This is a genomic window from Dietzia psychralcaliphila (assembly GCF_003096095.1).
Classification (GTDB): domain Bacteria; phylum Actinomycetota; class Actinomycetes; order Mycobacteriales; family Mycobacteriaceae; genus Dietzia; species Dietzia psychralcaliphila.
On sequence record NZ_CP015453.1, the window covers coordinates 3,351,606 to 3,370,730 of the forward strand.

Consider the following 19,125-nt stretch of genomic DNA (forward strand, 5'->3'; position numbering starts at 1 on the left):
TCGTTTAGGCACAGGTAATACCAAGCCGCACGATTACGCCCAGACCCCGTGGTCCGGGCAATGATTGCCGCTTAGAGGCCCCTCCCATGCGACTACCTCGACTTATGTGAACCTTAATAAGTGAGCTTTAGTTAATAAACCTTTGCGCGGCGGTCCAATTAGTGACATTGATCACTTCTCACCCGGATTTGTCCGACTCGCGGCCAACACGCCGCGCACGGGGCCACGACATGGGTAAATGTGAGGCTAACCTCGGAAAACTCTGCCCCCGATCCAGGAGCGACATGACACCGAACATCACCGGAGTTCAGTTCCCCACCGATTCGGCCGGGAACCGCTCGTCCGGGCGGCTGGCCAAGCAGGTCGTCGCCGACGCGCTCGCCACCGTGGACCCGGCGGCGGCCGAACGGGTCCACAAGATCAAGGACTGGCGCAAGGGCTACATCCAGCCCTTCACGGAGCTGGTCAGTGCCGGCGTCGCCGATGCCGCCGCGTGGGACGGGGTGGCCAGGGCAGCCCTCGAGTCACTCCAGTCACGGATGGTCGGAGTCCATGAGGTCGATGGCCAGATGGTCGAGACCCCGATGGCGGACTACCTCGCCGTCGTCCCCTCCCGATCCACCCCGGGGACCGAGACGGTCCAGGGCACGGCGGCCCCGGTCACGGAGTTGTCCATCCCCTACCGCGGTGAGGAACTGACCGGTGACCTCCTGCGCGCCCGGTTGGACACGTGGGTCGCGGCCGGAGTGATCGAGCCGAGCTGCGCGGACGCTCTCAGGTTGGTGCAGGACAACCCTGAGTGGCTCTCGCTGCCCGGCCGCGCGATGCTCGTGCTCGGCCTGGGCTCCGAGATGGGACCCGCCCATCGGCTGCTGCAGTGGGGCGCCGACGTCCTGGGGGTCGACCTCCCGTCGAGCCCGGTGTGGGACCGGTACCGCGAGCAGGCCTCCGGGTTCGCGGGAAGGCTCCACTTCCCGACACTCGAGGATGGGCGGCCGGGCATCGACCTGCTGACCCAGCTCCCGGAGCTCGCCGCATGGGCCCGCTCCGCCGCCCCGGCCCCGCTCACCGTGGGCAGCTACTTCTACGCCGACGGTGGGACCCACGTCCAGCTCTCGTCCGCGGCCGACGCCCTCGTCGTGGACCTGTTGAAGGACGGAACCGCCGACGCCCTGGCCTACCTCGCCACCCCCATGGACACGTTCGTGGTCCCCGCCGACGTCCGCCGGGCCTCCGACGCGGCTCTCGCCGCGCGCAAGGCCACCGACGTCAAGAAGATCGTCGGCACCCTGACCGGACAGAAGGTCTTCCACCGCAACTACGAGAAGGGGAACGGCCCGGCGGTGCACGACGCGCTGGTCCCCCAGCAGGGGCCCAACTACACGCTCGCCAAGCGGGTACAGCGTTGGCGCGCCACCACCGCGTTCGCGGACGGCCACACCGTCTCGGTCAACGTGGCCCCCGCCACCGACACACGCTCGGTCACCAAGAACAAGATCCTCGCGGCCACCTACAAGGGCGCGCACGCGTTCGGCATCGAGATCTTCGATCCGGCCACCTCGTCGGCGATGCTCGCCGCACTCATGGTCCACGACCTCAACGTGGGGCGGCCCGACGTCGGGGTGCAGTGGGAGCACGAGTCCCACGGGGCGGCGTCGGGCGGACTGTGGCGCCAGCCCTACCTGCCGCGGACCGCCCTGCCGGTGGCCGCACTGCTCGGTACCGTCAAGAGGTAGGAACACGTCCCGGACCGATCACCCGGTCCGGGGTCCGCCGGTGCCGACAGTAAGGACCCCGCCATGCCGAACCCGTTCTCCAAGGGCTGGAACTACCTCAAGGCCTCGCTAGACAAGACGGTCGACGACAACGCGGATCCCAAGATCCTCGTCCGCCAGGCCATGGACAACGCCCGCCAGCAGCACAAGTCCGTGACGGACCAGGCGGCCGCCGTGATCGGCAACGCCAAGCAGCTCGAGATAGCGATGGGCACCAAGACCCGACAGCTCGACGAGGTGCAGGGCCAGATCCGGCAGACCCTCCAGGTGGCCGAGTCGGCCCGGGCCGAGGGGGACACCGCCCGCGCGGCCCAGTTCGACTCGCAGGCCGAGCAGTTGGCCGGCCGGATGGTCACCCTGGAGCAGGACCTCGAGAACACCAAGCAACTGCACGGGCAGGCGGTCCAGGCCGCCGAGCAGGCCAAGCAGGCGGTCAAGGAGTCCGACCAGCGGCTGCGCGAGACGCTGGCCCAGGAGGACCAGTTGCTGCTCCAGGCCACGCAGGCCGAGATGCAGCACCGCACCGTCGAGTCCATGACCTCGCTGGAAGGCGTCGGCGGCGGCAACTCGCCCACGTTCGACGAGATCCGGGCCAAGATCGAGGGCCGCTACACCACGGCGCTCGGCAAGCAGGAGCTCGCGGAGGCCACGGGGGCCCCGTCCACCGCGCAGCTCGACGCCGCCGCGTTCACGCGCGAGTCGGAGGGCAAGTCCAAGCTCGAGCAGATCCGTGCGTCCATGGGGCTGACCGGTGGCGGCGCCGCCGTCGAGGGCGCCGGGGCAGGTGCCACCACGGACCGCCAGCTGACCGAGGGTGCCGGAGCCGACGGTTCCGCTGACGCGGCGACGCCCACCGAGGCGGGATCCCCGGGCCCCACCCCCCAGGACACGGGGACCCCGGAGCCGGGCCCCTCCGATCTCTCCGGACCCACGCTCCCCCGCGACACCCGGGAATAAGAGGTTCGCGCGCGGCGGGGCGGCGAACTATTGTCGTTGCGTCACCGTCACGGGCCAGTTCGACGGTCGCATCCCGTTCCGCTCGACCTAGGAGCCCCGTGTCCGACCGCCGCTCGTCCTCCGCCTCCCGCTCGTTCGCGCCGACGCTGTCCCGAGTGCTCACCCCGGCGCTCGCGCCAGTCCTGGCCTTCGGGCTGATCGGCGGTATGGCCGCGCCGGTCGCCGCACAGTCACTGCCGGGCTCGTCGGGCTCGTCGGGCAATATCGGTTCGATCAACCAGGTCGGGGGCAGCGTCGACCCGTCCAGCGCTGGCGCTGGTTCCGCGACCATCGGTTCGACCGGGTCCACCGGGACGGAGTCGCTGGCGGGCCTGGGGACGCTGCCGTCGCTCGGCACCGGATCGCAGAACACGCTGGCCACCCCGCCGATCGGGATGGAGTCCGAGCCGGTCACGGTCTCAGAGGTCCGCCACAAGGAGATCGGTGACCCACGCGTGGCTGGCGGCGACACGCGCTTCGAGCGCTGGTGGATCGCGTCCGAGTCCATGAACCGTGTCCTGCCGGTGGAGATCTGGCGGCCCACGTCCAACGCCCCGGCACCGATGCTCTACCTCCTCGACGGCGTCGACTCGCCGTCCCCCAGCGGGTGGCTCCTGCCGGGCCACGTCCAGGACGCCTTCGCCGGCGAGCACGTCACCCTGGTCATGCCGGCGCGCGCCGACGGCTCCCTCCACGCGGACTGGCAGAACGACGACCCGATCCTGAGCCGCAACAAGTGGCAGACCTTCCTCACCGAGGAGCTCCCCCCGCTGCTCGAATCGGGCGAGCTGCCGTTCACCGGCAAGCGGGGTATCGCCGGACTGTCTATGGGTGCGGCGAGCGCCGTCACCCTGGCCGAACACCGCCCGGACCTGTACTCCGCCGTCGGAGCGATCGCCGGCTGCTACACCGCGCGCGACGACCTCGGATTCGTCCTGGCCAAGATCGTCACCGAGACCCGCGGCGGGAACATCGCGAACCTGTGGGGTCCGCGGACCGACCCCGCCTACGCGCAGAACGACGGGTTGCTCCACGCCGAGAAGCTGCGCGGCAAGACCCTGTACCTCGCCACAGCGACGGGTATGCCCGATGCCACCGAGTGGGACCGCAACGGCCGCGACCTGCTCCGGTTCTCCCAGGGCACCGGGCTGGAGATCGCCACCCACGCGTGCACCGTCGCCATGGACCGGCGCCTCGACGAGCTGGGCATCCCCGCCCGGGTCGACTACCTGCCCACCGGCCTGCACAACTGGGATAATTTCGGCCGTTTCATCGCCCCGATGCGCGATACGCTGATGCCGGCGCTGCGCTGACACCTCCCCCGGCGCCTCTCTCATCGCGAGGAGACGCCATGACCACCACTCCCACGGCCTCCGGATACCTCGACGACTCGGGAGCCGTCGTGTTCTCCCGCCGCCTGCCCATGTCCCGCGAGGAGGCGTGGGCCGCCGTCACCGACCCGGCCCGCACCGCTCGGTGGATCGGCCCGTGGTCGGGCGACCCGGCGTCCGGCACCGTCCAGCTCACGATGACCGCCGAGGGGGGCGACCCCGTCGACGGGGTCGAGGTGGTGACCTGTGAGGCGCCGGGACTCCTCGTCGTCAGGACCGGACCGGGCGGGTGGCTGCTCACCGTCCGTGTCGAGGGCGACGACGACGAGGCCGCCATCTCCCTGGAACAGGACATCGCAGACGCCGAGTCCGCGTCTTCCATCGGTCCCGGGTGGGAGTACTACCTGGACCGGTTGGTCGAGGCCGAGGCGGGCCGGGATCCGGACGCACTGAACTTCGAGCCGGATTACTACCCCGGCCTCGCAGAGCACTACCGGGCGTTGCTCGGCGGGTGAGCGGTCCGGAGCGGCTCGCTTCGCTCCCTGCCTTTCATCCCCATCCCCTTCGCCTTCTCCATCCCCTCCGCCATCCCCGTCCCCTTCGCCATCCCCATCCCCATCCCCGTCCCTGACACCGCAGCCCCGCCGCCCCGGCCGCCCCGGCCGCCCCGGCCGCCCCGGCCGCCCCTGCTGCCCCCGCTGCCCCCGCTGCCCCCGCCGCCCCGACCGCATAGACCGTGGTCAGAGCGCTGTGTCGTACCTCGTTGCTAGTGTTGCGCTATCGAACACACGAGCGATTATATGGGCATCGGGGAGGAGTGAGGCGGATGCCGGCAGAACACGGTTCGGGGATCGCGGCGGCCGGTCTGGCCGCCCTCGACGCCCTCCGCACAGAGAACCGAGCCGCTGCCGCCCGCCTGCAGGCCTGCCACGATCTCCTGGAATTGTGCGAGGAGGAGCAGTTCGCCCGAGACGTCGAGGCCGGCTACTACGACCCCGACGGGCCGGAGCGCCCGCGCGACCACGCGGTGCTCGACCCCTTCGACGTCGCTTGCGCGGAACTGGTCGCCACGTACGGCGTTCATCACCACCGTGCGTCGGCGATGCTCACGCTGGCCCGGGATCTCGTCATCCGCTTCCCGGGGATCGTCGAGGCAATGGGGTCCGGCCTCCTGGACGAGCGCACGGCAGGGATGCTCGTCCGGCAGATGCGGACGGTCGACCACTCCGTCCTGGACGCCGTGCACCGCCTGGTTGTGGACTGGCTCCTGGACGCCATCGAATCCGGCGAGCGGCCCGGCCGCAACGCGATCCTGGCCAAGACCGACAGCATCATCGCGGCCTTCGACCCGGAAGGGGTCCTGGCCCGGTGTGCCGCCGCGGCGCGTGAGCGTCGGGTCAGCGTCCGGCGCGGGGTGGACGGCATGGCCGAGCTCCGTGCGCACCTCACCTCTACCGAGGCGTCCGCGATCCACGACGTGCTCGAGGACACCGCCAGGGAGCGGTTCGATCGCGAGAAGGAGGCCCGAATCGAGGCCGTCCGCAACGGCACCGGGCCGGCGTACGACCCGCATGCCCGTTCCCGTCAGCAGCACCGCGCGGACGCACTCGTCGACGCGATCCTCGGTACCGGCGACCAGGACGACGGAGCCGGTGACCAGCGCGACGGTACAGGCCGGCCCGGAGCCTCCCCGGCGCCGCAGATCCGACCGATCATCACGATCCTGGCACCGCGCGGACCGGGCGAGGAGCCGGAGGTCTACCTCCCCCGGGGTGGGCCGGCGTCGATCGACGCACTCATCGCACTGCTCGCTCGCAGCGTCGGGGCCCACATCTCGCTACCCGATCCCGAGGCAGGGGCCGCGGACTCCGCCGGCGGCGCGCGCCGCTACCGGATCAGCGCCGAACTGGCCCGCCGGATCCGTCTTCGCGACGGCACCTGCCGACACCCCGGTTGTTCGGTACCCGCTGACGATTGCGACATCGATCATGCCGTCCCCTTCGACCACTCCGACCCGGGCCGGGGCGGACAGACCATCGAGGCCAACCTCATGTGCCTGTGTCGGCGCCACCACAGGTTCAAGACCTTCCACACCTGGTACTACCAGCTCCTGCGGGACGGATCACTGACCATCGTCACCGAGAGTGGCCACACCATCACCACTCACCCCGACGGCCCCCTGGCCCGGTGGCGGGACCGGACGAGACTCGGATCCGAGGCGCCTCCCGAACCCGGCTCCGCCACGCGACCCTGGCTCCGACCCCGGCCCCTCAGTACCCACTGGTACCGGCGTGCGTGTCGGATCGCCGCAGAACGCCGCGGGAACTCGGCCGCGGCTCAGGACGACGGGCCAGACGACTACGACCACGACCCCCCGCCGTTCTGACGCCCTGACGGCGCACGTCAGCGGTGCTTGAGCAGAACCGCCCGGATCCCTTCGTGGAATCCGTCGCGCAGGCGTACCCGCTGGGCCTCGGTCAGGGTGAACTCGTTGAGCATCTGGCACGCGAACTGCAGGAGCGGGCGGTCCACCGCCGGCGGCAGGACACCCCCGGAGAGCAGATGCGCCTGGTCACGCTGCTCCTCGGTCGCGGCCTGCTCGTACCACCAGGTGGCGTACTGCTGGCCCACGTCGAACGGAGTCTGCTCGCCGGACGAGGTCCACACCTCCTCGGACAACGGCACGAACTTGGACCGCAACGGGCGGCGGTGGGGGGCCATCATCGACGGGCTGGGCCGCGACGAACCATTGGGCGGCGAACCCGGCGTCGGGGCCGGCCCGGGCGTGGGTGCGGGAGCGGACGACGACCTCGATTCGTCGGGCCCAGCTTCTGAAGGCGCAGCTTCTGAGACCGGGGCCTCTGCGAGCGGAGCCTCCGCGGACGGGTTCCGGGCCCGCGTCTGCGACTGAAACAGGGACGGTGGCTGTGACTGGGGCTCGGCCACCTGCGACCGGGGATGGGGCTGGGATTTTGACTGGGCTTGCGCCTGGGGCTGTGGCTGCGCCCCGGCGACCTTCTCCGTCGACTCGGTCGCGGTGCCGGCCCCCGGCTTCACACCACGCCCGTTCACCGGCGGCGTCCCCGCACCGGTCGGCGGCTGACCGGATGCCTTCGTCTCTGGCGCGGCAGCTCCGGCCTCCGCACCGCGGGTATCGATGATCTCGGCACAGTCCTGCTCGTCGGCCGCGCGCTCCTCGGCGTCGGCGGCCCACTCCTCGTCGGCGATCGTCAGGCTGGTCTCGTCGGCGACCGAGGTGGCGGCGGCACGATCGGACCGCAGATCCACCTCGACCATCCCCACCGCGTCATCGCCCTCGAGTTCGCTGGCCTCGTCTCCGGGCGCGGTGGGCCGCTCGGTCGTCGTCCGCACCTTCGGCGGGATCGGCCCCTCGAGGACCCTGATCTGCATGGCGTCATGGAAGTCGGTCCGCGGATCCAGGACCATCGTGGTGTCGCAGGCGTGGCGCAACGCCGAGGAGATGGAATCCCAGCCGAAGCCCACGAGGTGCATCCGCACCCCCGCGTCCACGGCTACCCGGACCCCCGGGATCATGTCGGCGTCCCCGGTGACCAGCACCATGTCTGAACACTGACCCTTGTAGGCGGCCTGGATCATGTCCGCGACCAGCAGGGTGTCAACGGCCTTCTGTGTACGCCGCTCGCCCCACTCGATCAACTGTCCCGCGCGTAGCTGCACGCCCTCGATCACCCGGAGCGTCCGCTGATAACGATGCGGCCCGGAGTCCGGGATCCCGTCATACCAGTTCTGTCGCTGGACCGGCTGGTCCACGAGTCCGTGGGCTACCTGGTCTAAACGGTGCACGACCGTGGCCAGGGATATCTCCAACTGACCTCGCGCACCCTCCTCCCATGAGTTGTAAAAGCTAGCCAGTAGATACGAGGTATCTACTAGGACAAGAGTCCGTTCAAGCATGATGATCACTACCTATCACTTTGTCTACGTTGGACTTCCAGCATGCCGCAGGGCGGACGACCCCGCAGGGCCCGCCACCGAACACCGAAGGACACCCACCATGTCGAACCCCACCACCACCCCGCCCGAGCTGACCGGAAAGGTCGTGCTGGTCACCGGTGCCGCCCGCGGGCAGGGCCGGGCGCACTGCGAGGCGTACGCGGCCGCCGGGTGCGACGTGATCGCCCTGGACCTGTGCCGCGACATCGAGACCGTCCCCTACCCGATGGCCAACCCGGCGGACCTGCAGGCCACCGCGGAGGCGGTGCGGGCGCTGGGCCGGCGGTGCGTGACCGCGGAGGTCGACGTGCGCGACCTGGCCGGGATGCGGGACGCAGTCGACGCCGGGGTCGCCGAGCTGGGCGGCCTCGACTTCGTGGTGGCCAACGCGGGGGTCTCACCCGAGCCCAGCGCCTCGTGGGAACGCTCCGAAGAAGAGTGGGACACGACGCTGGACATCAACCTCAAGGGCACCTGGGTCACCACGACGGTCGCGATCCCCCACATCCTGGCCACCGGTCGGGGCGGGTGCGTCGTGATCATCAGCTCGATGGTGGGCCTGCGGGGCGCGCCGTTCACCGCCAGCTACACGACCTCCAAGTGGGCGGTCCGTGGACTGGCCAAGTCCCTTGCCGGCGAACTCGGCTTCTCGGGTGTGCGGTGCAACTCGATCCACCCCGGCAACGTCCGCACCCCGATGATCGAGAACCCGTCGATGATCGCGATGATGACCGGAGGCGAGGGCACGACGCTCGACGACGCGGCCGAGACCTTCAGCGGGATGAACCAGTTGCCGGAGCCGTGGGTGGAGGCGTCGGCGATCTCGTCGATGGCCGTCTACCTGTGCAGCGCCGCTGGCGCGGGCATCACCGGGGCGTCGATCCCGATCGACCTCGGCGGCAGTGAGAAGTTCGGGCTCTGACCGCTCGGCGTCTCACGCCGCGCGGCGTCGACCCCGTTCCGGGCCCTGGAAAGCACGACGGCCCGCCTCTCGTACGAGAGGCGGGCCGGTTCAGGGGGCCGGGATCTCTACCCGGCCGCGCCTGATCAGGTGGAGGGGGTGGGGGCCATCGGGCGGGGAACGCTGACGGTCGAGCCGGTCGCGGTCCACACCAACGTCCAGAAGATGTCGACGATGGGCTGGATGGCCTGCAGGAAGATGTCGTTGGCGCTGCTCATGATGTGTCCCCTTGTGATCCGTACTGAAAGCGTACTGGCGTATCTGGCGGTCTTTTGGTCTCCGTTGCTGCCGGACGGTCTCAGGTGATCTCCTCGAGCCGTCCGCGGCGCGTGACAACCACTATGTCGTCGCGAACTCGTCCGACGTTACACAACCGTGACATCCGATGTGGCATCGTCGGCCTCCGGCGCTGGCCAGAGCGCCGTACCCTCATCTCGAATGGTGTCGGCAGACCCCCGATCCCGATGCCCCACGGCGGGCCGGATCCGGATCCGTGGTGTGACCTATTCAACTAAACCCTACCTACGCAACCGTAAGTTACGGTACCGTAGGTTCATGGCAATCACCGACATCCCTGAATTCGCACATCTCACCGAGGCCGACATCGAAGCGCTCGGTGAGGAGCTCGAGCAGATCCGACAGGACATCATCGGCTCCCTGGGCGAGCGAGATGCCACCTACATCCGCAACACGATCCGCTTCCAGCGGGCGCTCGAGGTGAGCTCTCGCGCCCTACTGATGGTCGGTTCGCGCAACCGCACGGCGTGGGCCATCGGCGCCGGAGCGCTCGGGCTCTCCAAGATCGTCGAGAACATGGAGCTCGGGCACAACATCATGCACGGGCAGTGGGACTGGATGAACGATCCGGAGGTCCACTCCACCACGTGGGAGTGGGACATCGTGGGCACCGCCGAGCACTGGAAGCAGACCCACAACTACATCCATCACAAGTACACCAACATCGTGGGCCTGGATGACGACGTGGGGTACGGCGTGCTCCGCGTGACGCGTGACCAGCGCTGGCACCCGTTCTTCTACGGCAACCTCGTCTACAACGCGGCCCTGGCGCTGCTGTTCCAGTGGGGCGTCGGTATCCAGCATCTCGAGCTGGGCAAGGTCGCGAAGGGACGGGACGACCGCCGCGAGACCATGAACAAGCTCGGACTCTTCGCCAAGAAGGCCGGACGCCAGCTCGCGAAGGACTACGTCCTCTACCCCGCGCTGTCGCGCAAGGGCTGGAAGTCCACGATGACGGCGAACCTCACCGCCAACGGCATCCGCAACGTGTGGACCAACGCCGTGATCTTCTGCGGGCACTTCCCCGACGGCGCCGAGAAGTTCACCAAGAAGGACGTCGAGAACGAGACGCGGTCTGAGTGGTACCTGCGGCAGATGCTCGGTTCCGCCAACCTCACCGGCGGACCGGTTGTCGACTTCCTCTCAGGCAACCTGTCGTACCAGATCGAGCACCACATCTACCCCGACATGTCGTCCAACCGTCTGGCCGAGGCGTCGATCCGGGTCCGCGAGGTGTGCCGCAAGTACGACCTGCCGTACGTGGCGGGCCCACTGCCGGTGCAGTACTTCAAGGCGTGGAGGACCATCGCCAAGATGTCGCTGCCCGACCACATGCTGCGGCGCACGGCGGACGACGCCCCGGAGACGCACTCCGAGCGCATGTTCGCGGATCTGCCCAAGCCCCTCCCCACCCAGAAGGAAGGGCAGCGGGCCGGCCTCCAGACGGCACTGAATTACTCAGCGAAGCGTCGTGCCCGCAAGCTAGCGTCGGCGGCCTGACACACCCGGCCTCCCTCTCAGACGCCCCGACACCGAAACCGGTGTCGGGGCGTCTGTTGTTTCGGCGCCTCCGGCCCGCTCCCGGCGATAGGCTGACCCTCTAGTCGGCGTCAACCCGCGCTACAGCGGTCGAGCCGACGTCACGCGATTCACGACGACGGGAGCCACCATGGAGGACCGGCGCATGCTCATCGCCGATTCGGCGATCGAGGTGGTGGCCAGGGACGGCGTCCGCGCGCTGACCCACCGCGCCGTGGACTCCGAGGCGGGACTGCCCTCAGGCTCCACCTCCTATTATTGCCGCACCCGTGCGCAGCTCCTCTCCCTCACCGTCGACCGGCTCACCTCCCTACTGCGAGGGTTCGTCGAGGTCTCCGGGATCCAGGAACTGGCCTCCTCCGACGCCGACGACGTCCTGTCGATGCTCACGCGGATGATCGAGGGCCTCCTCGCTGACTACCGCGGCGAACTGGCGGCCCGCTCCGCGCTGATCATGGAACTCACCGGCAAGGACGACACCACCGATCTCGTGGCCGCCCTGCTGGACCCCAGCGACCTCTCCAGCGCCCTGGACGCCGCCGGCCTACGCGACCCCGCCGCCGCCGCCCTAGACCTCCTCGCCGTGTACGAGGGGCTGCTCTGGGAGCGCACCGTGGGCCGGTTGGCCGGTGCCGAGGTCGATCACCAACACGACGCCGACCTCCTGGGGTCCGCGCTCTCACGCCACGAGCACCGTGGCGGACGCCTCTTCGGCCTTCTGCGCTGATTCCTCGCTCCCTAGGGAGCACCTGTAGCACACCCTCGTCCGTGTGCGGCGCCCCTCATACACCTGTCCAGACACGGGACTGTCTACACTTAGGCCTCCCTTGCTAGATTTACAGGCTTCTCACAGGCTAGAGTTCCGTGCCAGAAGCACCGTAGCGCCCTCATCGCTCGTCAAGACTGCTCTACTCGTGCCTCCACCACCCCGCCGGCCGGATGCCCTCACAGCCGGCGACAACCACTGTGCGGGTGCATGTTTGCGGCGTTCAGTTGACATTTGGAGCTGCTCAGTTGCGGCCGGGCCGGCCGTTTCGGGCAACCCCCGACAGGGTCGGCCTGCGTCCACCAAGTGCCCAGGGGCGGACTGAGTCACCGAATTAATCAGTTTGTTTTGACAATCGAAGTTCATGTGCCATAGTGATTCTCGTCACAGATTCGAAACGAATCGGACGCACCCCTCCCCTCGGGTCGACCGACCCCCGCACCAGAAGGACGGTTCATCATGAGCCAGGTTGCTACTTACTTCTTCACGCTCTACGCCCTCGCCGGCGACCGCTTCGAGGACCGCAAGGACCGCGGTGCTACGGCCGTGGAGTACGGCCTGATGGTCGGGCTGATTGCGGTGGCGATCATCGCTCTGGTCGTGGTTCTGGGCGACCAGTTGGGACAGATCTTCACCAACCTCACCGGCACAATGGGCACGGAAGTCGACGGTGTGACTCCCACCGGGCAGTAGTTGCTCCCGAACTCCGGCGCAGCGCCCATTAATCGGGCGCTGCGCCGGAGCCGGTTTGATCCCCTCTTATGAACCCTCCCCTCCCCCTCGAGGACAAGCCATGACCAGACCCCTCGGCGACCGCGGAGCCGCGGCCGTGGAGTTCGCGCTGGTCGTCCCGATTCTGTTGACGCTCGTGATCGGGATCATCGAATTCGGACGCGCGTACAACATCCAGACCACGCTCTCCAACGCCGCCCGTGACGGCGTGCGAGTGATGGCTCTGCAGAACGACCGGGACGAAGCGCGCACCGCTGTCAAGAACGCCGCGCTTGGGTTGGACATCGCCGATACGGACATCGACGTCGACCCCCCGAACTGCGCACCGACCGACTCGACGCCGACCGCGACCGTCACCGTCACCTACCCGTTCGAGCTGCTCAGCGGGTTCCTCCCCCTCGACGACTTCGCACTGACCGGCACAGGGAGCATGCGATGCAACGGCTGAGCCTCCTGCGTGTGAGTGAAGACAGGGGAGCCGTCAGCGTTCTGGTCGCGTTGCTCATGGTCCCCTTAATCGGCTTCGCCGCCATCTCCATCGACTTAGCCGCAGCGCACGCAGAGCGCCAGCAACTGCAGATCGGCGCCGACGCAGCAGCATTGGCGATCGCACAGGACTGCGCGGTTCGTTACTGCGGAGGTCCGATGGCGACGGCCCAGGAGTACGTCGACCGCAACACCACTGCGACCGACACGTCGGTCGCCGTCGAGGCCGGCCTCTCATCAGCGAGCGGCCGGGTCACCGTCACCGCGTCCAGCGTCCGGCAACACTCGTTCGCCCCGGTGCTGGGGATCAACGAATCGGACATCGTCACCAGAGCCAGCGCCGGGTGGGGCTATCCCACCGGAGGGACGTCCTTCCTCCCGCTGACCTTCGCGCGCTGCGAATACGAACGCCGAACGAAAGACGGGACTCCGGAGAATCCTGAAGTGATCGTCCTCCCCAAGAAGGACGAGGACGGTTGCCTGGACCCCAACCGCAACCCGGTCCCGGGCGGATTCGGCTGGCTCAAGACCGACTCCGGGACGTGCACCGCCACTACCTCGGTCGACGAAGACGCCGGCAGTGACCCGGGCAAGTCGGTGCCCAACGGCTGCACACCCGAGGACTTCGAGCGGATGCTCGGATCCACTCTCCTGTTGCCGATCTTCGACGAGCACGGAGGCCAGGGCAACAACGCCTGGTACCGGATCTATGGCTACGCCGCGTTCACGGTCACCGGCTACTACTTCAGCACCAAGTACTCGTCGCCCGATCCGCCCTGTTCGAGTCCCCAGCAGTGCATCGAGGGGTACTTCACCGGTTTCACCGAACGCGTCGAGGGCTTCGACTACGGAACCGACGCCCCCGACCTCGGCGCCAACGCCGTCTACCTCCTCCCAGATCAGTAAGTGAGCTGAAGTGAACCGTCGTGTCGTGGCAGTAGCCGTCGCCGCCCTCTTGGCGCTCCTGGGCTCCGTTCTCCTCCTGCGTTACGTCAGCGCGGCTGACGAACGAGCCATGGCGGACCTCCAACCGGTCAGCGTCCTGGTCGCAACCGCGCCTATCGCCGAGGGGACCCCCGCTTCAGGACTCAGCGAGCTGGTGGAGGTTCGGGAGCTCCCCGCCACGGCTGTAGGGCCGAATTCGGTGACCGATCTTCAGGAACTCGGCACCATGGTCGCGGCCACAGACCTAGCCGCCGGGGAACAACTCCTCGCCGGACGCTTCGCGTCGCTGCAGTCCCTCCAGCAGTTCGGCGGCATCCCTGCCCCGGAGGGCTTCCACCAGGTGACGGTTCCGCTCAACTCATCCCGGGTCGTGGGCGGCACCATCACTCCCGGTGACACGGTGGGAGTGTTCGCCACGATCGGGGACCAGACCCACCTTCTGCTGCACAAGATCCTCGTATTGCGAGTCCAGGGCGGGCTGTCGCCGTCCGCCTCCGAGGAGGCCGGTTCGACCGATCCCGCTGATGCACCCGTTCACGAGGGCGGCGTGATGGTGACTCTGGCACTGACGGCGCCTGACGCCGAGAAGGTCGTCTTTGCCGGGGAGAACGGCGCTATCTGGCTCTCACTCGAGGACTCCGCCACGCCGGAGGACGGCACCCGCATCGTCAACCCGGGGAACGTGTACCGATGAACAACATCCTGCTGGCCACGGACTTCGTCGACCTTCGCGACCGTTTCCGGGCCGCCACCGGACAACCGATCCCGGCACTGCCCCCGGGCCCGCTGCCGGAAAGCCCCGCGCAGCTGTTCCAGCAACTGGGCGGCGGTGAGATCCCCGAGGTCGTCGTGATCGACGAGCGCTCCGGGACCGAGGCTGCCCTCGAGCTGGCCTCGCGGCTCGACGTCGAGTGCCCCGGCATCGCAGTGGTCCTGGTCAGTGATCGGGTTGCCGAGCTCGGACTCGCGGCCATGCGGGCGGGAGTGAGCGACATCGTCCCCACCGAATCGGAGGAGGACGAGATCCGAGGGGCGCTTGATCGAGCCATTCGGGTCACCCGACAGCGCGCCCCGGCCGGACACGGGGACGGCAACGACGCCGGCGGAGGCCCGCAGTCGCGGCGAGGGCAGGTGATCAGCGTGGTCTCGCCGAAGGGCGGCGTGGGCAAGACGACGGTCGCCGCCAACCTGGCCGTCGGACTGGCCCGGTCTGCTCCCCATTCCACGGTTCTGGTGGACCTGGATCTGCAGTTCGGAGACGTGGCCAACGCCCTGAACCTCACGCCCGACCACACCCTGGTCGACGTGGTTCAGGGTGTGGCCGCCCGCGATTCAATGGTCCTCAAGACGTTCCTCACCCAGCACGACACCGGTCTGACGGTGGTATGCGGACCGAACTCCCCGGCTGAGGCTGACCTGGTGGGCGTATCGGAACTCACCCACCTACTCCAGACGCTGGCAGCGGAGTTCCGCTACATCGTGATTGACACCGCCCCAGCGCTGACAGACCACACCCTCGCGGCGCTCGACCTGACCGACGACCTGATCCTGGTGACCAGCATGGATGTCCCCGGCGTGCGGGGACTGCGCAAGGAACTGGACATCCTGCGCGACCTCGGTATGTCATTCGAACGCCGCCACGTGGTGGTGAACTTCGCCGACGCCCACAGTGGGCTCACCCGAGCAGATGTAGAGGCGACGATCGGCACCGGCGTGGACCTGGTCCTGCCGCGATCGCGGGCAGCTGCGGTCTCCATCAATCAGGGGGTTCCGCTGCTGCAGAACGAGGTCCGCGATCCCATGACCAAGAAGCTGCGGCGCCTCGTGGACCTCTTCACGCCCGCGCCGTTGAGAGAGCCCGGGCCCGCGGAGTCCAAGATCGGATCCCGACTCGGAGGCCGCCACCGCCTGAGCAGGGGAGGGGCCAAATGAGTCTGAGTGACCGCCTGCGCGCCGCCCGTGGCGAGAGCCTTGCGCCCGAACTCGCCCCGGGCGACCCGTCTGCAGCGCAGTCACTAGAGCCCACGACTCCTGATGGTCCGGCCGGAGTCCCGGCTCCTTTGCGCTCCATCCCGACCACCAACGCAACTCAGGTCCCGAAAGCCTCGCAGCCGGCTACCCCGATTACCTCGGCACTTCCAGAACCCGACGCCCTGATCACCCTCAAAGAGCGCGCCTCCGCTGCGCTGTTCGAGCGGGTCGGTGCCAGGCTGAACAACCCGTCGCTCACCGAGGATCAGCTCCACGCCCTGGTGCGGACAGAGCTCAACAAGGTAGTGGAAGACGAGACGGTCCCGCTGACCGCTGAGCAGCGGCAGCGGCTCATCAGCGACATCCAGGACGATGTCCTGGGTCACGGACCGCTCGAACGACTCCTGGCCGACCCCACGGTCACCGAGATCATGGTCAACGGCCCGGACATGATCTACATCGAGCAACGGGGGCGACTCACCCGGAGTTCCGCCCGATTCACCTCAGAGGAGCACCTGCGGCAGGTGATCGAGAGGATCGTCTCCCGGATCGGGCGGCGAATCGACGAATCCTCGCCCCTGGTCGACGCCCGACTGGCGGACGGCTCCCGAGTCAACGCCGTGATCCCCCCGCTGGCGGTCAATGGCTCCTCGCTGACCATCCGAAAGTTCTCCAAGGATCCCTTCAAGGTCAACGATCTGATCGGGTTCGGCACCCTCACCCCGGAGATGGCCGAACTCCTGCGGGCCTGCGTCCAGGCCCGGCTCAACATCATCGTCTCCGGCGGCACCGGCAGTGGAAAGACCACGCTACTCAACGTCTTGTCCTCGTTCATCCCCGAGTCCGAACGCATCGTCACCATCGAGGACGCCGTTGAGTTGCAGATGCAGCAGGACCACGTGGTCCGGTTGGAGGCGAGGCCCGCGAACATCGAGGGTAAGGGCGAGATCAGCATCCGGGACCTCGTGCGCAACTCACTCCGTATGCGCCCCGACCGGATCGTGGTGGGCGAGGTCCGCGGCGGCGAGACCCTGGACATGCTGCAGGCAATGAACACCGGTCACGACGGGTCATTGTCGACCGTCCACGCCAACTCCCCGCGCGACGCGGTCGCGCGCCTGGAAACTCTGGTCCTCATGGCCGGGATGGACCTGCCCCTGCGGGCCATCCGAGAGCAGATCGCTTCCGCCGTGGACGTGATCATCCAGCTGACCCGCCTGCGTGATGGCACCCGGCGAGTCACCGCGGTGACCGAGGTCCAGGGGATGGAGGGCCAGACGGTCACCCTGCAGGACGCGTTCCTGTTCGACTACTCCGCGGGTGTCGGGCCGGATGGCAAGTTCCTCGGCAAGCCGGTCTCCACCGGGGTGCGTCCCCGCTTCACCGACCAGTTCAAAGAAATGGGTATCACGCTCTCCCCGAGGGTCTTCGACGTCCCCACTCCACCAGGCACTAACCGATGAGCGACACGTTGGGTCAGGCCCTGGCCTCTACGGCCGGCCTCGGGGTGGCAGCTTTGTCGCTCGCCCTGCTCATCGCGGCTTTCCTTGTGCTCTCCCCGCGTCCGGGACGCGTCCCCCGCGCCCGACGTCGACCCGGAGTTCACGAAGGGCCCGGGATCATCTCTCGAACGGCGACGGCAGCGACCACCGCCATCGATAACACCCTGAGCCGCCGCGGCGCGCCGGGTGCGGGCGCACTGGAACGCGCCGGGGTAAAGATGAGTCTGCAGGACTTCGTATTCCTGGTGGGTGTTGCCGCAGTGGTGACGTTCGCTCTGGGGCTGGTCGCGGTCGGGCCGGTGACCGGTCTCTTCCTGGCCGCGCTCACGCCGATCGGGGCCAAGTTCGCGCTGGACATCCGCGCCTCCCGCCGACGGGCCGCCTTCGCCGACCAATTGGATGACTCGCTTCAGCTCATGGCCAGCAGCCTGCGAGCCGGCCACAGCCTGCTGCAGGCCCTGGCCTCGGTCGCCCGCGAGGCCGAGGAACCCACCTCGGAGGAGTTCGCCCGCATCATCAACGAGACCCGCGTGGGCCGCGATCTCGCCCCCGCGCTGGAGGAGACCGCCCGCCGCATGGGCAGCGAGGACTTCGAGTGGGTCACGCAGGCCATCGCGATCAACCGCGAGGTCGGCGGCAACCTCGCCGAGGTGCTAGACGGGGTCGGTCACACCATCCGGGAGCGCAACCAGATCCGCCGCCAGGTCCAGGCGCTGGCCGCCGAGGGAAAGCTCTCCGCCTACGTCCTCATGGCGCTGCCGTTCGGCATCTCCGGGTTCCTGTTCATGAGCAACCCCGAGTACATCTCCAAATTCACCGAGGGCCTGCTGGGCTACACCCTGATCGGCGTCAGTGTGGTGCTGCTCGTGGTGGGCGCGCTCTGGCTCCGCAAGGTCGTCAACATCACGTTCTGAACGCATCACGCGTTCTGGAAGGAGGCACGCCGTGGAACCGATGGCCCTGTTCGCCGTCTCGGTCCTGGCCGTGTCGGTGTTCCTGCTGAGCTGGGCGGTGTTCGCCGGCCCCGGCCGGGCCCGCCACCGCACCGTCCTCAATCTCAACCGTGGTATGTACCCCGAACATCAGGCTGTGGAAGCCGATATCCCCGAAGAAGAGGAGGCCGGTGGCACCCTGGCCACGATCGCGCGGAAGTTCACCCCGGCGCCGTCGATCCGGATGCTCGACAAATTGCTGATCAAGGCCGGTAGGCCGCAGGGGTGGCCCCTCGAGAAGCTGCTGGTGGCCAAACTCGTGCTGGGCATCGTGGCGGCGGTACTCAGCGTGCTCTTCGTCTCCAGTACCACTGGCGCACTGCCTGTGTTCCTGGCCGCGGCGGTCACCCTGGTCTGCTACTTCGTCCCGGAACTGCTCCTCCACAGCCGCGGCCAGGAGCGTAGCCAGGCCATCCAGCTGGAACTGGCCGACACCCTGGACCAGATGACCATCGCGGTAGAGGCCGGGCTCGGTTTCGACTCCGCTATGGCTCGAGCCGCGAAGAACGGCAAAGGCCCATTGGCCGATGAGTTCACCCGCACCCTGCAGGAGATCCAGGTGGGGCAGCTGCGCCGCCACGCCTACGAATCGCTGGCCCGCCGTACCGACGTCGCCGACCTGCGCCGCTTCGTCCGCGCCATCATCCAGGCCGACGCCTACGGCATCTCGATCGCCGACGTCCTGCGCACCCAGGCGCAAGAGTTGCGGATGAAACGCCGCCAGCGTGCGGAGGAGAAGGCCATGCAGATCCCGGTCAAGGTGATCTTTCCGCTGATGGTGTGCATCCTGCCGGTACTGTTCATCGTGCTATTGGGCCCGACCGCGATGAACATGATGGAGGCCTTCTCCTAGTGGC

The 19,125-nt window shown here is 68.2% G+C and carries 18 protein-coding genes; 16 read left to right on the forward strand and 2 right to left on the reverse strand.

Annotation, left to right across the window (positions count from 1 at the left end):
- The first annotated feature begins 284 nt into the window (after positions 1-284).
- The 5 genes from A6048_RS15470 (at position 285) to A6048_RS15490 (ending at position 6,488) form a co-directional block, all read left to right on the forward strand.
- A complete protein-coding gene (locus A6048_RS15470) occupies positions 285-1,736 on the forward strand; it encodes a hypothetical protein (protein WP_107746741.1) in 1,452 nt (483 codons plus the stop codon).
- Positions 1,737-1,799: 63 nt separating this feature from the next.
- Entirely contained in the window at positions 1,800-2,732 is a 933-nt protein-coding gene (locus A6048_RS15475) for a PspA/IM30 family protein (RefSeq protein ID WP_107746742.1), read from the forward strand.
- Positions 2,733-2,830: 98 nt separating this feature from the next.
- The gene (locus A6048_RS15480) at positions 2,831-4,084 is read left to right on the forward strand and encodes an alpha/beta hydrolase (protein ID WP_107746743.1); all 1,254 of its coding nucleotides are present in this window, start codon (positions 2,831-2,833) and stop codon (positions 4,082-4,084) included.
- A gap of 38 nt (positions 4,085-4,122) precedes the next feature.
- The gene (locus A6048_RS15485; RefSeq protein WP_107746744.1) at positions 4,123-4,617 is read left to right on the forward strand and encodes an SRPBCC domain-containing protein; all 495 of its coding nucleotides are present in this window, start codon (positions 4,123-4,125) and stop codon (positions 4,615-4,617) included.
- A 311-nt stretch (positions 4,618-4,928) separates the two neighbouring features.
- Positions 4,929-6,488 (forward strand): HNH endonuclease signature motif containing protein, encoded by a 1,560-nt coding sequence (locus A6048_RS15490; RefSeq protein WP_107746745.1) that lies wholly within the window; start codon positions 4,929-4,931, stop codon positions 6,486-6,488.
- A 17-nt stretch (positions 6,489-6,505) separates the two neighbouring features.
- Here A6048_RS15490 and A6048_RS15495 read toward each other — a convergent pair whose 3' ends face one another.
- Positions 6,506-8,038, reverse strand: coding sequence for an NYN domain-containing protein (locus tag A6048_RS15495; RefSeq protein WP_107747216.1), 1,533 nt, complete (start codon positions 8,036-8,038; stop codon positions 6,506-6,508).
- 100 nt (positions 8,039-8,138) lie between these two features.
- On the opposite strand from A6048_RS15495, the gene A6048_RS15500 reads away from it, so the two are divergent.
- Positions 8,139-8,999, forward strand: a complete 861-nt coding sequence (locus tag A6048_RS15500; RefSeq protein WP_107746746.1) for a mycofactocin-coupled SDR family oxidoreductase — start codon at positions 8,139-8,141, stop codon at positions 8,997-8,999.
- Positions 9,000-9,124: 125 nt separating this feature from the next.
- On the opposite strand, the gene A6048_RS18830 is transcribed toward A6048_RS15500, so the two are convergent.
- Positions 9,125-9,256 carry a hypothetical protein gene (locus A6048_RS18830; protein WP_268817329.1) on the reverse strand — a complete coding sequence of 44 codons (132 nt, stop codon included), beginning with the start codon at positions 9,254-9,256 and terminating at the stop codon, positions 9,125-9,127.
- A 337-nt stretch (positions 9,257-9,593) separates the two neighbouring features.
- Between A6048_RS18830 and A6048_RS15505 the strand changes: the two genes are divergently transcribed.
- The 10 genes from A6048_RS15505 to A6048_RS15550 all read left to right on the forward strand — a co-directional run bounded on the left by A6048_RS15505 (position 9,594) and on the right by A6048_RS15550 (position 19,121).
- A complete protein-coding gene (locus tag A6048_RS15505) occupies positions 9,594-10,835 on the forward strand; it encodes a fatty acid desaturase family protein (protein ID WP_107746747.1) in 1,242 nt (413 codons plus the stop codon).
- Positions 10,836-11,004: 169 nt separating this feature from the next.
- Positions 11,005-11,601: a TetR/AcrR family transcriptional regulator gene (locus tag A6048_RS15510; RefSeq protein ID WP_107746748.1), complete on the forward strand. Its 597-nt coding sequence runs from the start codon at positions 11,005-11,007 to the stop codon at positions 11,599-11,601.
- Between the two features lie 498 nt (positions 11,602-12,099).
- A complete protein-coding gene (locus A6048_RS15515) occupies positions 12,100-12,333 on the forward strand; it encodes a Flp family type IVb pilin (protein WP_107746749.1) in 234 nt (77 codons plus the stop codon).
- A 100-nt stretch (positions 12,334-12,433) separates the two neighbouring features.
- On the forward strand, positions 12,434-12,820 hold the full coding sequence (locus A6048_RS15520; protein ID WP_107746750.1) for a TadE/TadG family type IV pilus assembly protein: 387 nt from the start codon (positions 12,434-12,436) through the stop codon (positions 12,818-12,820).
- An 11-nt stretch (positions 12,821-12,831) separates the two neighbouring features.
- Positions 12,832-13,764, forward strand: a complete 933-nt coding sequence (locus A6048_RS15525; RefSeq protein ID WP_235027643.1) for a pilus assembly protein TadG-related protein — start codon at positions 12,832-12,834, stop codon at positions 13,762-13,764.
- Positions 13,765-13,789: 25 nt separating this feature from the next.
- Positions 13,790-14,497, forward strand: a complete 708-nt coding sequence (gene cpaB, locus A6048_RS15530) for a Flp pilus assembly protein CpaB (protein WP_159110403.1) — start codon at positions 13,790-13,792, stop codon at positions 14,495-14,497.
- Entirely contained in the window at positions 14,494-15,735 is a 1,242-nt protein-coding gene (locus tag A6048_RS15535) for a CpaE/TadZ family protein (protein WP_107746753.1), read from the forward strand. The genes cpaB and A6048_RS15535 overlap by 4 nt, the downstream gene beginning before the upstream one ends.
- Entirely contained in the window at positions 15,732-17,237 is a 1,506-nt protein-coding gene (locus tag A6048_RS15540) for a TadA family conjugal transfer-associated ATPase (RefSeq protein WP_107746754.1), read from the forward strand. The genes A6048_RS15535 and A6048_RS15540 overlap by 4 nt, the downstream gene beginning before the upstream one ends.
- Positions 17,234-18,190 (forward strand): type II secretion system F family protein, encoded by a 957-nt coding sequence (locus tag A6048_RS15545; RefSeq protein WP_107746755.1) that lies wholly within the window; start codon positions 17,234-17,236, stop codon positions 18,188-18,190. The genes A6048_RS15540 and A6048_RS15545 overlap by 4 nt, the downstream gene beginning before the upstream one ends.
- A gap of 40 nt (positions 18,191-18,230) precedes the next feature.
- Positions 18,231-19,121, forward strand: a complete 891-nt coding sequence (locus A6048_RS15550) for a type II secretion system F family protein (RefSeq protein WP_107747217.1) — start codon at positions 18,231-18,233, stop codon at positions 19,119-19,121.
- The last annotated feature ends 4 nt before the right edge of the window (positions 19,122-19,125 follow it).

Bases quoted from the DNA above. Each gene is read 5' to 3' on its own strand.
- A6048_RS15470 (WP_107746741.1), top strand. From the start codon at position 285: ATGACACCGAACATCACCGGAGTTCAGTTCCCCACCGATTCGGCCGGG.
- A6048_RS15475 (WP_107746742.1), top strand. From the start codon at position 1,800: ATGCCGAACCCGTTCTCCAAGGGCTGGAACTACCTCAAGGCCTCGCTA.
- A6048_RS15485 (WP_107746744.1), top strand. From the start codon at position 4,123: ATGACCACCACTCCCACGGCCTCCGGATACCTCGACGACTCGGGAGCC.
- A6048_RS15490 (WP_107746745.1), top strand. From the start codon at position 4,929: ATGCCGGCAGAACACGGTTCGGGGATCGCGGCGGCCGGTCTGGCCGCC.
- A6048_RS15495 (WP_107747216.1), bottom strand. From the start codon at position 8,038: ATGCTTGAACGGACTCTTGTCCTAGTAGATACCTCGTATCTACTGGCT.
- A6048_RS15500 (WP_107746746.1), top strand. From the start codon at position 8,139: ATGTCGAACCCCACCACCACCCCGCCCGAGCTGACCGGAAAGGTCGTG.
- A6048_RS18830 (WP_268817329.1), bottom strand. From the start codon at position 9,256: ATGAGCAGCGCCAACGACATCTTCCTGCAGGCCATCCAGCCCATCGTC.
- A6048_RS15505 (WP_107746747.1), top strand. From the start codon at position 9,594: ATGGCAATCACCGACATCCCTGAATTCGCACATCTCACCGAGGCCGAC.
- A6048_RS15510 (WP_107746748.1), top strand. From the start codon at position 11,005: ATGGAGGACCGGCGCATGCTCATCGCCGATTCGGCGATCGAGGTGGTG.
- A6048_RS15515 (WP_107746749.1), top strand. From the start codon at position 12,100: ATGAGCCAGGTTGCTACTTACTTCTTCACGCTCTACGCCCTCGCCGGC.
- A6048_RS15520 (WP_107746750.1), top strand. From the start codon at position 12,434: ATGACCAGACCCCTCGGCGACCGCGGAGCCGCGGCCGTGGAGTTCGCG.
- A6048_RS15535 (WP_107746753.1), top strand. From the start codon at position 14,494: ATGAACAACATCCTGCTGGCCACGGACTTCGTCGACCTTCGCGACCGT.
- A6048_RS15540 (WP_107746754.1), top strand. From the start codon at position 15,732: ATGAGTCTGAGTGACCGCCTGCGCGCCGCCCGTGGCGAGAGCCTTGCG.
- A6048_RS15545 (WP_107746755.1), top strand. From the start codon at position 17,234: ATGAGCGACACGTTGGGTCAGGCCCTGGCCTCTACGGCCGGCCTCGGG.
- A6048_RS15550 (WP_107747217.1), top strand. From the start codon at position 18,231: ATGGCCCTGTTCGCCGTCTCGGTCCTGGCCGTGTCGGTGTTCCTGCTG.